This is a genomic window from Bradyrhizobium paxllaeri (genome assembly GCF_001693515.2).
Taxonomy (GTDB): Bacteria; Pseudomonadota; Alphaproteobacteria; order Rhizobiales; family Xanthobacteraceae; genus Bradyrhizobium; species Bradyrhizobium paxllaeri.
The window spans coordinates 2442117-2455719 of record NZ_CP042968.1; the positions used below are offsets into that span (position 1 = coordinate 2442117).

Genomic DNA, 13603 nt, shown 5'->3' on the forward strand with positions numbered 1-13603 from the left:
GCGCTCTTCAAGGAAAGATCTCGAAATAGATCAACGACAATGTCGATGCAATTTCGTCGCTATCTAATTCCGGTCGCATTAGCGCGTGTGCGATTAAGTGACGGCATAGAACAACAACATTGCTTAAGGCCAGCTCGATGCCGCATTCTTGCGAATAGAAGCGTCTAAGATCGCGACACACGTATTGATATGCGATCAACAAAAACAAATGGAAAAGTAGCCCAAAGAACTTGAATTCGATCGACTGCTGCACCACCGCAGTGCCCGGCGTCTCGCGAATAACAAAATGCTTTTGTGCCTCAAATTCCATGTGGGAAAACCGCGACAATGCGCCGTAAAGTAGCCCCGCGGCGGCAAATCGCTCTTTGAAGAGCCCTTGCGATCAAATTTCACACCAACGGCATAAGCCCACGACAATTGCTCCAGACTACTTCGAAGAATTGTCAAAGGTTCGGCGAAGAAACCCCAGTTGATCAGGCGTCGCGCCGCTTCGAACGACGTCAATAGTCGCAGCAGGAACAACTCCGCGTGAATGACGCCAGAATACTCTTCTTTGACGATACCATTCGGTCTCGTTTGCTGGAGAAAATGTAGGCTAGTAGAGTGAAATCGTGTCTCGGCAAAATCAACAATGTTCTCAAATCGAGGAATGCCGGCTGGAGCCTTTGGTCCGCTTCTCTCGTTCATAGTCTTCAGCGCACTTGCAAAGGAAACGTCGCTGAAATGGCTGACGATCGCTGCCGCAATCTTTGTCTTTAGTTGTTCGTCGTAGTCGTAATCTACTCCAACCTTTATCCAGTGACGGCCTAGCCAGGTCTGATATTGCTTGTCCGGATATCGCGAAACGAACGAGTGGAAGAATTCAGGATTCGCTGTTGCATGAATCCGTTGTCCGCTCACTCCGCCGCCTCGCTGCTGTGGCCGAGCCGGGCGTTGAGCTTGCGGATCAGCTCTTCGGCGGCGTCCGAGATCACGGTGCCGGGCGGGAAGATCGCTTCGGCGCCGGCTGCATAGAGCGCGTCATAATCCTGCGGCGGCACCACGCCGCCGATGATGATCATGATGTCCTCGCGGCCGTGCTTCTTCAGCGCGGCCTTCAGTTCCGGCACCGCGGTGAGGTGGGCGGCCGCCAGCGACGAGACGCCGAGAATATGCACGTCGTTCTCGACCGCCTGCCGCGCCGCCTCGTCGGCCGTCGCAAACAGCGGCCCGATATCGACGTCGAAGCCGACATCGGCGAAGGCGGATGCGATCACCTTCTGGCCGCGGTCGTGACCGTCCTGGCCGATCTTGGCGACGAGGATGCGGGGGCGGCGGCCTTCCGCATTCTCGAACGCATCGATCAGTTCCTGCACCTTCTCGACCCGGTTGGACATGGCGGACGCCTCCCGCTTGTAGACGCCGGTGATGGATTTGATCTCGGCGCGGTGACGCCCGAAAACCTTCTCCATCGCGTCCGAAATTTCGCCGACAGTTGCCTTGGCGCGCGCCGCGTCGATCGCGAGCGCCAGGAGATTGCCGTTGCCTTCGCCGGCGCTGCGCGTCAGCGCCGCCAGCGCCTGCTCGACTTCCTTCTGGTCGCGCTCGGTGCGGAGCCGCTTCAGCTTGTCGATCTGCAGCCGCCGCACGGTGGAATTCTCCACCTTCAGCACGTCGATCGCGGCCTCGTTGACCGGCTTGTACTTGTTGACGCCGATCACCGCCTGCCGGCCGGCATCGATCCGCGCTTGCGTCTTGGCGGAAGCTTCCTCGATCCGCAGTTTCGGCACGCCGGCCTCGATCGCCTTGGCCATGCCGCCGAGCGCCTCGACTTCCTGGATATGCCCCCAGGCTTTCTCCGCAAGGTCGCGGGTCAGCCGCTCGACGTAATAGGAGCCGCCCCAGGGATCGATGATGCGGTTGGTGCCGCTTTCCTGCTGCAGGAATAGCTGCGTATTGCGCGCGATCCGGGCCGAGAAATCCGTCGGCAGCGCCAGCGCCTCGTCGAGCGCGTTTGTGTGCAGCGATTGCGTATGGCCCTGCGTCGCCGCCATCGCCTCGATGGTGGTGCGCATCACATTGTTGAAGACGTCCTGCGCGGTCAGCGACCAGCCGGAGGTCTGGCAATGCGTGCGCAGCGAGAGCGAGCGCGGGTCCTTCGGGTTGAACTGCTTCAAGAGTTTTGCCCAGAGCAGCCGCGCGGCGCGCATCTTGGCAACTTCCATGAAGAAGTTCATGCCGATCGCCCAGAAGAACGACAGCCGCGGTGCGAAGCGGTCGACATCGAGGCCGGCGGAAAGGCCGGCGCGTAAGTATTCGACGCCGTCGGCCAGCGTGTAGGCGAGCTCGAGGTCTTGCGTAGCTCCAGCTTCCTGCATGTGATAGCCGGAGATCGAGATCGAATTATACTTCGGCATCCGTTGCGAGGTGTACGCAAAGATGTCGGAAATGATCCGCATCGAGGGCGCGGGGGGATAGATATAGGTATTGCGCACCATGAACTCTTTCAGAATGTCGTTCTGAATGGTGCCCGACAGTTTCTCCGGCGGAACGCCCTGTTCCTCGGCGGCCGCGACGAACAGCGCGAGGATCGGCAGCACCGCGCCGTTCATGGTCATCGACACGCTCATCTGGTCGAGCGGAATGCCCGCAAACAGCGTGCGCATGTCGTAGATGGAGTCGATCGCGACGCCCGCCATGCCGACGTCGCCCGAGACGCGCGGATGATCGGAATCGTAGCCGCGGTGGGTGGCGAGGTCGAACGCGACCGACAGGCCCTTCTGACCGGCGGCGAGATTGCGGCGATAGAACGCGTTGGAATCTTCCGCCGTGGAGAAGCCGGCATATTGCCGGATGGTCCAGGGCTGGTTGACATACATGGTCGGGTAGGGGCCGCGCAGATAGGGCGCGACGCCCGGCCACGTATCGAGGAAATCGATGCCTTCGAGATCGGCCTCGCTGTAGGCCGGCTTGACCGGAATGCCTTCCGGCGTCAGCCACGGCTCGGCGCTGCCAGCGGGGGCAGCAGGCGCGACGGCTTCAAAGGCGATATCAGCGAAATTCGGGATGCGGCTCATGGTACCCATCATAGCATATGTGAAGTCGAGGCAGGTCACCCCTAATCATGATCCGGATGCTGGTGGCTGGTGATGGTCGCCATCTTCTCCGGTCCGTAATTCTGCATGGTGGTCTGGCTCGGCAGGTTGGCGATGCCGACCACCCAGCCGAGCCGCGACTCGGTTCCATATTGCCGCGTCGGCACCACCCGGTCGGGGCGGTCGAAGGTGCCGGTCATGATCTCGATCCGGGGGCCGCCGATCAGCCGGTAGGTCAGCGGTGTGCCGCAGGCCGCACAGAAATCGCGCTCGGCGATGGAGGAGGACTGAAACGTCGCCGGCTTGCCGCGGGTCCAGGTGAAATGCTCGTGCTCGATGTCGGCGAGGGAGGCAAACGGCGCGCCGGATGCCTTCTGGCACATCCGGCAATGGCAGATGCTGACCTTGGGCGGCACTTTCGACACCGCAAAGCGGACGGCGCCGCATTGGCAGCCGCCGGTCAGGACCGTCTTGTGGTTGTTCTCCGTCATGCTCACTCCATCCGCCGCCAGGCTTCCTGCAGCACGGCCAGCGCGTCGCCGCCGGCAAAGATGAAATCGCCGACGCCGGCCGAGCGCAGCGCGGTCTCCTGCTCGCCGGGCCGCCCTGCCAGATAGATATGCTTGGCGCCGGCCGCTTGAAGGGCCTTTGCGCCCGCGGCCGCGTGTTCCGCATAAACCTTGTCGGACGAGCATAGGCAGGCGGTCGCTGCACCCGATGCTTTGAACGCAGCGGCGAGTGCCGCCGGATCAGCAAAGCCTTGCGTGTCGATCGCCTCGATGCCGCCGGTCTCGAAAAAGCTCTTGGCAAAGGTGGCGCGTGCGGTGAAGGCGGCGGGCGTGCCCAAATTGGCGAGGAAGATTTTTGGCCGCGCGCCTGACGTCTTGAGCTGTTCGTCCGATTTGTCGCGCAGCGCCTCGAACGGCGCGGCGAGGCGGATCGGCGGCAGTGGGTCGAACTTGAATTTGGCCTCGCCATAGGACGGCAGCACGATCGGCGTGACGTCGAGCACTTCGATCTCAGCCTCATGCAGGTTCGGGAATTCGCTTGCGCCGGTCAGCACGTCTCGGCGCTTGGCGATATTGGCTTCGCGTGCGGCCCGCGTCGCGGCGACCTTCTTCTGGATCAGGTTCTGTTCGAGCGCAGCAAAGATGCCGCCGGTTTTTTCGATCTCCTGAAACAACGACCATGCGGCTTCGCAAAGCTGCTTCGTCAATGTTTCGATGCCGCCGGAGCCGGCCGCGGGATCGGAAACTTTCGCGAGATTGGATTCCTCCAGCAGCACCAGTTGCGTGTTGCGCGCGACACGCCGCGCGAACGGATCAGGCAATCCCAGCGCCAGCGTGTGCGGCAAGACGGTGATGGCATTGGCGCCGCCGAGGCCAGCGGAGAACGTCGCCATCGTCGCGCGCAGCATGTTCACATAGGCATCGCGCTGCGTCAGCATGCGCCATGCTGTATCGGCCGCGATGAACAGCGGTTTGGGCGTGAGGCCGCAGGCCTGTTCGATCCTTGCCCAGAGCAGCCGCAACGCACGGAATTTCGCCAGCGTCAGGAACTGGTCGGCGTCTGCGGCAAGCCGCGCATAGACCATGCCTTGGGCGTCCTCGAGCGAAACCCCGGCCTGCTCGATCGCGCGCAGATAGGCGACGCCGCACGCCAGCACGAATGCCAATTCCTGGACTTCCGATCCGCCGGCATCGTGTATCACCCGTCCATCGGCAGCGGCGAGCGGACCCTTGAAGCCCATCGCGGCGAGGCCTTTGATCGCGCCCGTGACAGCGGGCACGATCTCCTCCCAGCTATAGGGACTGGAGCCCCACACCGCGCCGGCTCCCAGCGGGTCGAGGCCGAAACGGATGTCGCAGGCTGCGAGATCAATACCCCTGCGCTTGATGTATTCGGCGACGTGAATGGCCGCCATGCGCGACTGTGGGCCGATCTGCAGTTCGATGCCGATCCCGGCATCGAGAAAAATGCCGTCGAGAACCTGCGCGACGGCCTCCGGCGAGGGATCGAGCCCGAAACCATGAGCGCCATTGGCGCCCGCGAATACCAGCGTCAGCCCGGTGGCGCCGTTTTCGAGGTCATGCAGCGCCTGCGCATTGGCCGCTTTCGCGTCGGGATGGTCGATCCGCTGCATGACCTGCCACGGCGCGGCGGCGGCACGGCCGGCGACCGGCGCGGCGCCCTGCGCACGGCGATAGATCGGATCGATCTTCAACCCATCGGATGTCTTGCTGACCAGTTTCTCGAACGGCGCGCCTTTCAGCACCCCATCGACCAGCTTGCGCCAGTCCTCGTAGGTCGCCGGGACAAATTCCGCGGCCAGGGTCAGTTCGTCAGTTTTCGTGGTCATCCGGACTATTGTTCCTCGGTCGTCTCTTCTGTTTGGCCGGAAATTGCCACGGGGCGGCCGCCAAGCCAAACGATGTTTTGGGTCAATCGAGGTCGGGCAGCCGCCGGATACCCTCGGTTGAAAGCTCTGCCAGCGCGTCGGCGACGCGGCGTCCCGCGATGACACGGTCGGGCGCGATTTCGGCGAGCGGCACGAGCACGAAGGCGCGCTCGAACGCCCGCGGATGCGGCAGTGTCAGTTCCGGCTTGTCGAGCCTGACATCGTCATAGGCGATCAAATCGAGGTCGAGGGTGCGCGGACCCCAGCGCGTCTCGTGCGCGCGATCGCGGCCGAACTTCTTCTCGATCTTGTGCAGCGTGAACAGCAACGCATGGGGATCGAGGCCGGTCTCGATCTCGATGACGGCGTTGGTGAAGGGCGCCTGGTCTTCCTCGCCCCAGGGCGGGGTGGTGTAATCGGAGGAGCGCGCGAGCAGGGCGGCCTGTGTCATGCCGCAAATGTTGGCAATGGCTTTCTTGAATGTCGTGCGGACGTCGCCGACATTGCCGCCGAGCGCGATCAGCACATCCGCCATGTCAGGGTGATGGCCGCTTGCGCACCAGCACCACGCCGACATCCTCGAAGATCTCGGCGATCGGCGCATGCGGCTTGTGGACCGTGACCTTGACCGCATGGACGCGTGGGAACGCCGCGAAGATCGCGTCCGAGACGGCGCCGGCCGCACGCTCCAAAAGCTTGTAATGGGTGTTCGTGAACGCAGCGGTCGCAGTCTCGACCACGCTGGCATAAGAAACGGTGTCGGACAGCCGATCGGAGTGCGAGGATTCCGACAGGTCGATGGAGAGTTCGAGATCGATTACGAACCGTTGCCCGACTTTGGTCTCGTGCTCCATCACGCCGTGGCGGGCATGGGTAACGAGGCCGGTGATGAAGATCGTATCGCTCATTCCCGCTCCCTGATTGCCGTGGTTACACGCAAAGCCTGTACGGTTTCGGCCACGTCATGCGCCCGGATGATCCGGGCGCCGTTCTGCGCCGCCAAGAGATGCGCGGCAATCGAGCCGCCGAGGCGCTGATGCGGCTCCGACGGCGTCACCATGCTGATGAAACGCTTGCGCGAGGCGCCGACCAGGAGCGGCAATCCGAACGACTGCAACTCGCCGAGCCGCGCCAGCGCGGTCATGCTCTGTTCGGGTGTCTTGCCGAAGCCGATGCCGGGATCGAGCACGATTCCGTCGGGCGAAATGCCGCGTTTGGCGGCGATGTCGAGCGAACGGCCGAAGAAATCAGCGATATCCTGCATGATGTCGATGGCGGGATCGGCGCTGTCGCGATTGTGCATGATGATGACGGGTACGCCGCGCTCGGCGACGAGGCCCGCCATGCCGGAATCGCGCTGCAGCCCCCAGACATCGTTGGCGATGGCGGCGCCCTGATCCAGCGCCCAGGCGACGACGGCCGATTTCATGCTGTCGATCGACACGGGAATGCCGAGTGCCACGACGTCTGATAGCACCGGCTGCAGGCGCTTCAATTCTTCTTCCGCCGGGATCGGTTCCGACCCGTAGGGGCGGGTGGATTCCGCGCCGATGTCGATGATGTCCGCGCCTTCGGCGATCATCCGCCGGGCCTGGGCCAGCGCCTGTTCGGGGGCCGTAAATTGCCCGCCGTCCGAGAATGAATCCGGCGTTACGTTCAGTACGCCCATCACCGCCGGATAGGGCCTGGACAGCAGCGCAGGCAGCACCGGCTGACCGGCCGGACCGGTTGCGGCGGTTGGTCTGGACTTGGCTGCGATCATGCGGTCGCTTTGCGCGGTCCGCGCCGGGGAGTCAAGGTGTGAGAGCGTGCCCGCGGGCCGGCCTGTCCGGGCTCAGTAGCTGATCTTCGGCTGGAGCTTGCGCGCCTGCTCGATCAGTTGCTCGACCGATCGTTCGGAAGGCAGAACCCGGACGAGTTTACGCTTTGTGTTCACGTCTTTCATGTTCTGGGCCAGGCGTGCCGGATTGCGGTGGGCGAGTTCACGCACGGTGGTGACGCCGGCCGCGCGGACCAGACCCACCTTGGCCTTGCCCATTCCGGGAATGCGCATGTAGTCGGAAAAATTGGCCCATTCGAGCAGTTGCTGTTCGCTGATGCCGGTCTTTGCCGCAAGCGCCTTGCGCCCTTTCACCGTGCGGGCGGCTTCCAGCAGCGCGTCGGTGGTGCGAATGCCCACCGATTTCAGTTTCGAGGCAGAGTAGGCGGTCAAGCCGTCGATCTCGGAAAGGGAGTAAGTCATGATACCAGATGAAAAAAACTGTGTCCGGGCTGAATATGCGTAACCGCTGCTGACTATGCGAACTGGCTGAGGCCCGGCGTCCCTGAAATGATTTCGCTCATTTGATCCGCTCCGATTTTGTCGCGACCGAACCTGAAAAGTTCACGTGCCACGTTCTGAATCTCGTTCATGCCCAGGCCCAGCGCCATCAGCCTGGTGCCAACCGCCATCAGGCCTCCACTCATCAGCCTCGCGAACCCGCTATTGCTGCTGGAAGCGGCAATTGCAGCTTCGGCACCCGGAATTTGGTCGATCAGAGCCTGAACCTTGTCGGAGGGCCCCTCGTTACGGAGAAAACCCAGAACGATGCCGATGGTTTTTTCAGCGACAGCGCTATCGATGCCGGCCTTTGAGGCCAGCCGCCCAATCAGTTCGTCCATAATTTGCCCCGTCCCCAGCAACCGGCTTTTGCCGTGTCGCTGCTCGTCTATTGATCTTGAGCGCCTGCGATCTGAAATACAAGCAACCGCGCCCATCGAGATGATTTTGATTCGCCGAGTGTTGCAGCAATGCAAGAGTGAAGGCTGGATTCACGCGAACTTGTTGCGCTGCGTTCTCGTTTTCTCCGCCGGAGACAGGAAAAAAGTATGAAAGGCGCGAGCGATGAGGCAGGCGAACGCGCAATGTATGCGGCGGCCGACGGTTTCAATCGGGGGGCAGGATGCGATATGATTGCCATACCAAATCTTTCCGATGCGTGAAGAGGCGATGCGATGGTGACCTCCGACAACAAGACCGCCGATACCGATGAGAAAATTTTCATCGGAAAAGGCGAACAGACGGCGTGGCTGACGCTCGCGCTTGCCAATCGGCATGGCCTTGTCACCGGCGCGACCGGTACCGGCAAGACCGTGTCGCTCCAGATAATGGCGGAGGGCTTTGCGCGTGCCGGCGTTCCCGTGTTCGCGGCCGATATCAAGGGCGACCTGTCCGGAATTTCCGAGGTCGGCGAAGCCAAGGACTTCATCCTCAAGCGCGCCGGAGAGATGGGGCTCAATTTCCAGCCCGACCAGTTCTCGACCGTGTTCTGGGATGTGTTCGGCGAGCAGGGCCATCCCGTCCGCGCCACGGTCACGGAAATGGGGCCGCTCTTGCTGTCGCGGATGCTCGAGCTGAACGACGTGCAGGAGGGCGTTCTCAACGTCGCATTCCGTGTGGCGGATGAAAACGGGCTGACGCTGATCGACATGAAGGATCTGCGAGCGCTGCTGGATGCGATCGCGCCGGTCGCCAAGAAGGCAGCCGCCGCGGACGATGATCCTGACGACAACGAGGAACTCAAGGCCGCGCTTCGAAAGGCCGCGCAGAGCTACGGCAATGTCAGCAAGGCAACGGTCGGAACCATTCAGCGTCAGCTCCTGGTGCTGGAAAACCAGGGCGCATCGAAATTCTTCGGCGAGCCGGCGCTGACGCTGAAGGACTTCATGAAGACCGACAGCGACGGCCGCGGCGTGGTCAACATCCTGGTCGCCGACAAGCTGATGCAGAGCCCGAGGCTATACGCTACCTTCCTGCTGTGGATGCTGTCGGAGCTGTTCGAGGAACTGCCGGAAGCCGGTGACCTGGCGAAGCCGAAACTGGTGTTCTTCTTCGACGAGGCGCATCTGTTGTTCGACGATGCGCCGGATGCGCTGATGGACAAGATCGAGCAGGTGGTGCGCCTGATCCGTTCCAAGGGCGTCGGCGTCTACTTCGTCACGCAGAATCCGATCGACGTGCCGGACAAGGTGCTGGCCCAGCTGGGCGGCCGCGTGCAGCACGCGTTGCGCGCCTTTACGCCGCGCGATCAGAAAGCGGTGAAAGCGGCGGCGCAGACCTTTCGGCCGAATCCGAAGCTCGATACCGCCCGCGTCATCATGGAACTCGGCAAGGGCGAAGCGCTGGTGTCGTTCCTTGAAGGCGGCGGTACGCCGACCATGGTCGAGCGCGTGATGATCCGGCCGCCGACCGCGCGGATCGGGCCGATCACGCCGGAAGAGCGCAAGGCGATCATGAGCAAGAGCCCGTTCAAGGGCAAATACGACACCGCGATCGACGCCGAATCCGCCTATGAAATGCTGCAGAAGCGCGTGGCCGACACGGCGGCGCCGGCGGATGGCCAGGGCGACGGTAGCGGCGGCGGCGTTCTCGGACAGATCGGTTCGATCGTCGGCACGATCTTCGGCACCAACGTCAAGCGCGGCCGGCTGTCGACCGGCCAGGTTATCGCGCGCGATGTCACGCGCTCTGTCACCAACAAGGTGATCGGCGGCGTCGTCGCCGATCTCGGCAAATCGGTCGGCGGATCGCTCGGCAGTTCGGTCGGACGCGCGCTGGTGCGCGGCGCGCTGGGCGGATTGCTGCGGCGGTAAGGCCGCGGCAAGCTACAACTTGACGTCAAATAACAAGGCTCGCAGCCAGGAATAATCAACCATGCCCAATGCCAAGATCCAGCCGGTCCTCGATCATATCGACGCCGATTTCAACAACAGCCTCGAGCGGCTGTTTGCGCTGTTGCGGATCAAGTCGATCTCGGCCGATCCGGCCTTCGCCGGCGATTGCAAGGCGGCGGCCGATCATCTGGCGAAGGATATTGCGACGCTCGGCTTCAAGGCGGAGGTGAGGCCGACGGCGGGGCATCCCGCGATCGTCGCCAAAGCGAACGGCAGCACCGACGGCCGCCCGCACGTGCTGTTCTATGGGCATTATGATGTGCAGCCGGTCGATCCGCTCAATCTGTGGCACCGTCCGCCGTTCGAGCCTGTCGTCACCGATCACGCCGACGGCCGCAAGATCATCGTGGCGCGCGGCGCGGAGGACGACAAGGGCCAGTTGATGACTTTCATCGAGGCCTGCCGCGCCTGGAAGAAGGTCACGGGATCGCTGCCGATCGACGTCACGATCCTGATCGAAGGCGAAGAAGAAGTCGGTTCGAAGAATTTCGTGCCGTTCATGGAGGCGATCAAGGATGAGTTGAAGGCAGACTTCGCGCTGGTCTGCGACACCAGCATGTGGGACCCGAACACGCCCGCCATCACAACCTCGCTGCGCGGCTTGATGTATGACGAGGTCACCATCAAGGCCGCCAACCGCGATCTGCATTCCGGTGTGTTCGGCGGCGGCGCGCGCAACCCGATCCGCGTGCTGACCAGCATCCTCGGCGGCCTGTTTGATGACAACGGCCGCATCACCATTCCCGGCTTCTACGACGGCGTGAAGGATCTGCCGCCGGATATCCTGGCGCAGTGGAAGAACCTGAACCTCACGCCGGAGTCGTTCCTTAAGCCGATCGGCCTCTCGATCCCCGCCGGCGAAAAGGATCGCCTGCTGATCGAGCAAATATCCTCGCGTCCGACCTGCGACATCAACGGCATTTTCGGCGGCTATACCGGCGAGGGCTCGAAAACCGTGATCCCGGCGGAAGCTTCCGCAAAGATCTCCTTCCGTCTGGTCGAAGGCCAGGACCCGCAGAAGATCAAGAAGGCCTTCCGCGACTATGTCACCGCGCGGCTTCCGGGCGACTGCAAGGCCGTCTTCACCGAGCACTCCAGTGGCGCGGCCATCGCGCTCGACTGGAACATGAAGCCGCTGGCGGCTGCCAAGCGCGCATTGACCGAGGAATGGGGCCAGGAGGCGCTCTTGGTCGGCTCCGGCGCCTCGATCCCGATCGTCGCGGATTTCAAGCGCACGCTCGGCCTCGACAGCCTGCTGATCGGCTTCGGTCTCGACGACGACAACATCCATTCGCCGAACGAGAAGTATGATCTGAAGAGCTACCACAAGGGCATCCGCTCCTGGGCGCGGATCCTGGGTGCGTTCGCGGAGGCGCAGCGCGGATAGTTGTCCTCAAACAGCGGGTGTGTATCCCCTCCGCGTTTCCCGCGGCGATACGACCCGCCTGTGCATATATTTCCGTCCGATGGAACATGGGCTGGTTCCAGGTCGATTCCGCGCAGGTCCGGGCTTCCCGGGACCTATTGCGCGCCACCCCATTGAGGCGTTCAATCCCGCAGATGCCGTCTCGTCGCCCGGGACGGACCGGTTCGATCTGCCGTGGGCAGACGAGACGGTCGGCGACATGATCCGGATCCCTGGCGGTACGCATGCCGAAGCGATCACTACCTCTACAAACGTATCGGGTTTAGTTGCGTTGCGCCCGGGAGGATTGGCGATGGAAGCCAATAGCAGCCGATGACTCCGTATCAACCCTCGATCGCGACCGGCGTACCGCCGCGATTTTCAGACGAGGTGTTCGATCCGCGGCAGCCGACGCTGCAACTGATCTACGACACCGCGCCGGTCGGCCTTGCGTTCCTGTCGCCTGACTGCCGCTACCTGCAGATCAACCAGCGCCTGACCGATATCTGCGGCATTTCCGTAGAGGACCATCTTGGCCGCTATGTGCGGGATTGCGTACCGGCGCTGGCGGACGCGGTCGAAGGCATTGTGCAGTCAATCCTGCGCACCGGCGATCCCGTCACCGGCGTCGAGGTGGCCGGCCAGCGCGCCGACCAAACCGATGAGCGCTTCTGGGTCACCTACTGGCATCCGCATCGCAACGCCGACGGTGAGATCGTTGGCGTCAATGTCGCCGCCGAGGAGATCACCGAGCGCAAGCGCGCCGAGGCCGCGCTGAGGGCCAGCGAACGCCAGTTCCACACGCTGGCGGATTCGATTCCGCAGCTGGTGTGGATGACGCACGCCGATGGCGCGATCTACTGGCTCAACAGTCACTGGTACGAATACACGGGCAGGCCTGCGGGCGAGATCGATCCGCATGCCTGGCATACGGTGCTTGGCAATCGCTGGACCGAAGCATTGGCAACCGGCACCGCCATGGAGTCGGAGCTGTCGCTGCTCGGCAAGGATGGCGAGTATCGCCCGTTCCTGACGCGTGTCGTTCCGCTGCGCGATCCCCAGGGCGTGGTCTATGGCTGGATCGGCACCCATATCGACATCAGCGAACGCAAGCGCAGCGAGCGGGAAGTGCGCAGGGCAAGGGATGCGGCCGAAGCGGCGTTGCAAAATCTGCGCGAAACCCAGAACTCGCTGATCGAGGCGGAAAAGCTAGCAGCGCTCGGTCGGCTGGTTGCGGGTGTCGCGCACGAAATCAACAATCCGCTCGGCACCAGTCTGACGGTCGCGTCATCGCTGGAGCGCAAAAGCCGGCAGTTTGCCGCGGAAACGACGCTGGGAACGCTCAAGCGGTCGAGCCTTAACGAGTTTGTGAAGGCCGTGCGCGACGGCTCCGCCCAGCTTCAGGAGAGCCTGAACCGTGCGGCCGAATTGATCCAGTCGTTCAAGCAGGTGGCGTCCGACCGCAACACTTCGGATCTTCGGTCGTTCGATCTCGGCGATCTCACCGAGCAGGTCGCCACGGGCTTGCGGCCGGCTCTGCCAAAGCACGGCGTGATGCTGAACGTCGAGTGCGAGCAGGGGCTTTCGGTCAGCAGCTATCCCGGCTCCTACGGGCAGGTGCTGACCAACCTTTTCCTCAACGCGATCGCGCATGCGTTTCCGGACGGCCGGCGGGGGAACATTGCCATCAAGGTGAGCGCATGCGGCGCCGATGACGTCGAAATCATCTTTAGCGATGACGGCTGCGGCATGAGCCCGGACGTCAGGCGGCAGGCGTTCGATCCGTTCTTTACCACCCGCCGCCACCAGGGCGGCACGGGCCTCGGCCTGCATATCGTCTACAGCGTGGTGACGGATCGCCTGGGCGGCCAGCTCCGCTTGAGCAGCGAACCCGGGAAGGGGACTGACGTAAGGATCATACTCCCAAGACAGATGCCGGACAGGACGTGAGCGTTATGCAGCCGCCGCTCCAAACAAAAACGCCGCCCGGGATTGGGCGGCGTTTTGATGCCA

General features: G+C 62.8%; 12 protein-coding genes and 1 pseudogene. 4 read left to right on the top strand and 9 right to left on the bottom strand.

Annotated features, from left to right (window positions below):
- Nucleotides 1-195: 195 nt before the first annotated feature.
- The 9 genes from LMTR21_RS11420 to LMTR21_RS11460 form a co-directional block, all read right to left on the bottom strand.
- The gene (locus tag LMTR21_RS11420; RefSeq protein ID WP_141688678.1) at nucleotides 196-900 is read right to left on the bottom strand and encodes a hypothetical protein; all 705 of its coding nucleotides are present in this window, start codon (nucleotides 898-900) and stop codon (nucleotides 196-198) included.
- Complete coding sequence (gene scpA, locus LMTR21_RS11425; RefSeq protein WP_065756833.1) at nucleotides 897-3056, bottom strand: methylmalonyl-CoA mutase; 2160 nt, start codon at nucleotides 3054-3056, stop codon at nucleotides 897-899. Before scpA ends, LMTR21_RS11420 begins: the two co-directional genes overlap by 4 nt.
- A gap of 41 nt (nucleotides 3057-3097) precedes the next feature.
- Nucleotides 3098-3565: a GFA family protein gene (locus tag LMTR21_RS11430; protein WP_148635958.1), complete on the bottom strand. Its 468-nt coding sequence runs from the start codon at nucleotides 3563-3565 to the stop codon at nucleotides 3098-3100.
- Nucleotides 3566-3567: 2 nt separating this feature from the next.
- Nucleotides 3568-5433, bottom strand: coding sequence for a methylmalonyl-CoA mutase subunit beta (locus LMTR21_RS11435; protein WP_065756835.1), 1866 nt, complete (start codon nucleotides 5431-5433; stop codon nucleotides 3568-3570).
- 82 nt (nucleotides 5434-5515) lie between these two features.
- Entirely contained in the window at nucleotides 5516-6007 is a 492-nt protein-coding gene (gene folK, locus LMTR21_RS11440) for a 2-amino-4-hydroxy-6-hydroxymethyldihydropteridine diphosphokinase (protein ID WP_065756836.1), read from the bottom strand.
- Between the two features lies 1 nt (nucleotide 6008).
- Nucleotides 6009-6380, bottom strand: a complete 372-nt coding sequence (folB, locus tag LMTR21_RS11445) for a dihydroneopterin aldolase (RefSeq protein ID WP_057863243.1) — start codon at nucleotides 6378-6380, stop codon at nucleotides 6009-6011.
- Nucleotides 6377-7234 carry a dihydropteroate synthase gene (gene folP, locus LMTR21_RS11450; RefSeq protein WP_065756837.1) on the bottom strand — a complete coding sequence of 286 codons (858 nt, stop codon included), beginning with the start codon at nucleotides 7232-7234 and terminating at the stop codon, nucleotides 6377-6379. Before folP ends, folB begins: the two co-directional genes overlap by 4 nt.
- A 72-nt stretch (nucleotides 7235-7306) precedes the next feature.
- On the bottom strand, nucleotides 7307-7714 hold the full coding sequence (locus LMTR21_RS11455; protein WP_065756838.1) for a DUF4332 domain-containing protein: 408 nt from the start codon (nucleotides 7712-7714) through the stop codon (nucleotides 7307-7309).
- A gap of 53 nt (nucleotides 7715-7767) precedes the next feature.
- Nucleotides 7768-8133, bottom strand: a complete 366-nt coding sequence (locus tag LMTR21_RS11460) for a hypothetical protein (RefSeq protein ID WP_065756839.1) — start codon at nucleotides 8131-8133, stop codon at nucleotides 7768-7770.
- A 333-nt stretch (nucleotides 8134-8466) separates the two neighbouring features.
- Here LMTR21_RS11460 and LMTR21_RS11465 point away from each other — a divergent pair, with 333 nt between their 5' ends.
- From LMTR21_RS11465 to LMTR21_RS11475, 4 genes and pseudogenes are all read left to right on the top strand, one after another.
- On the top strand, nucleotides 8467-10104 hold the full coding sequence (locus tag LMTR21_RS11465; RefSeq protein WP_065756840.1) for a helicase HerA-like domain-containing protein: 1638 nt from the start codon (nucleotides 8467-8469) through the stop codon (nucleotides 10102-10104).
- Between the two features lie 61 nt (nucleotides 10105-10165).
- Nucleotides 10166-11572 (top strand): M20/M25/M40 family metallo-hydrolase, encoded by a 1407-nt coding sequence (locus LMTR21_RS11470; protein WP_065756841.1) that lies wholly within the window; start codon nucleotides 10166-10168, stop codon nucleotides 11570-11572.
- 351 nt (nucleotides 11573-11923) lie between these two features.
- Nucleotides 11924-12355 (top strand): annotated as a pseudogene (locus tag LMTR21_RS40775) (PAS domain-containing protein); the annotation flags it as partial.
- A gap of 9 nt (nucleotides 12356-12364) precedes the next feature.
- A complete protein-coding gene (locus LMTR21_RS11475; RefSeq protein ID WP_283813561.1) occupies nucleotides 12365-13540 on the top strand; it encodes a sensor histidine kinase in 1176 nt (391 codons plus the stop codon).
- The last annotated feature ends 63 nt before the right edge of the window (nucleotides 13541-13603 follow it).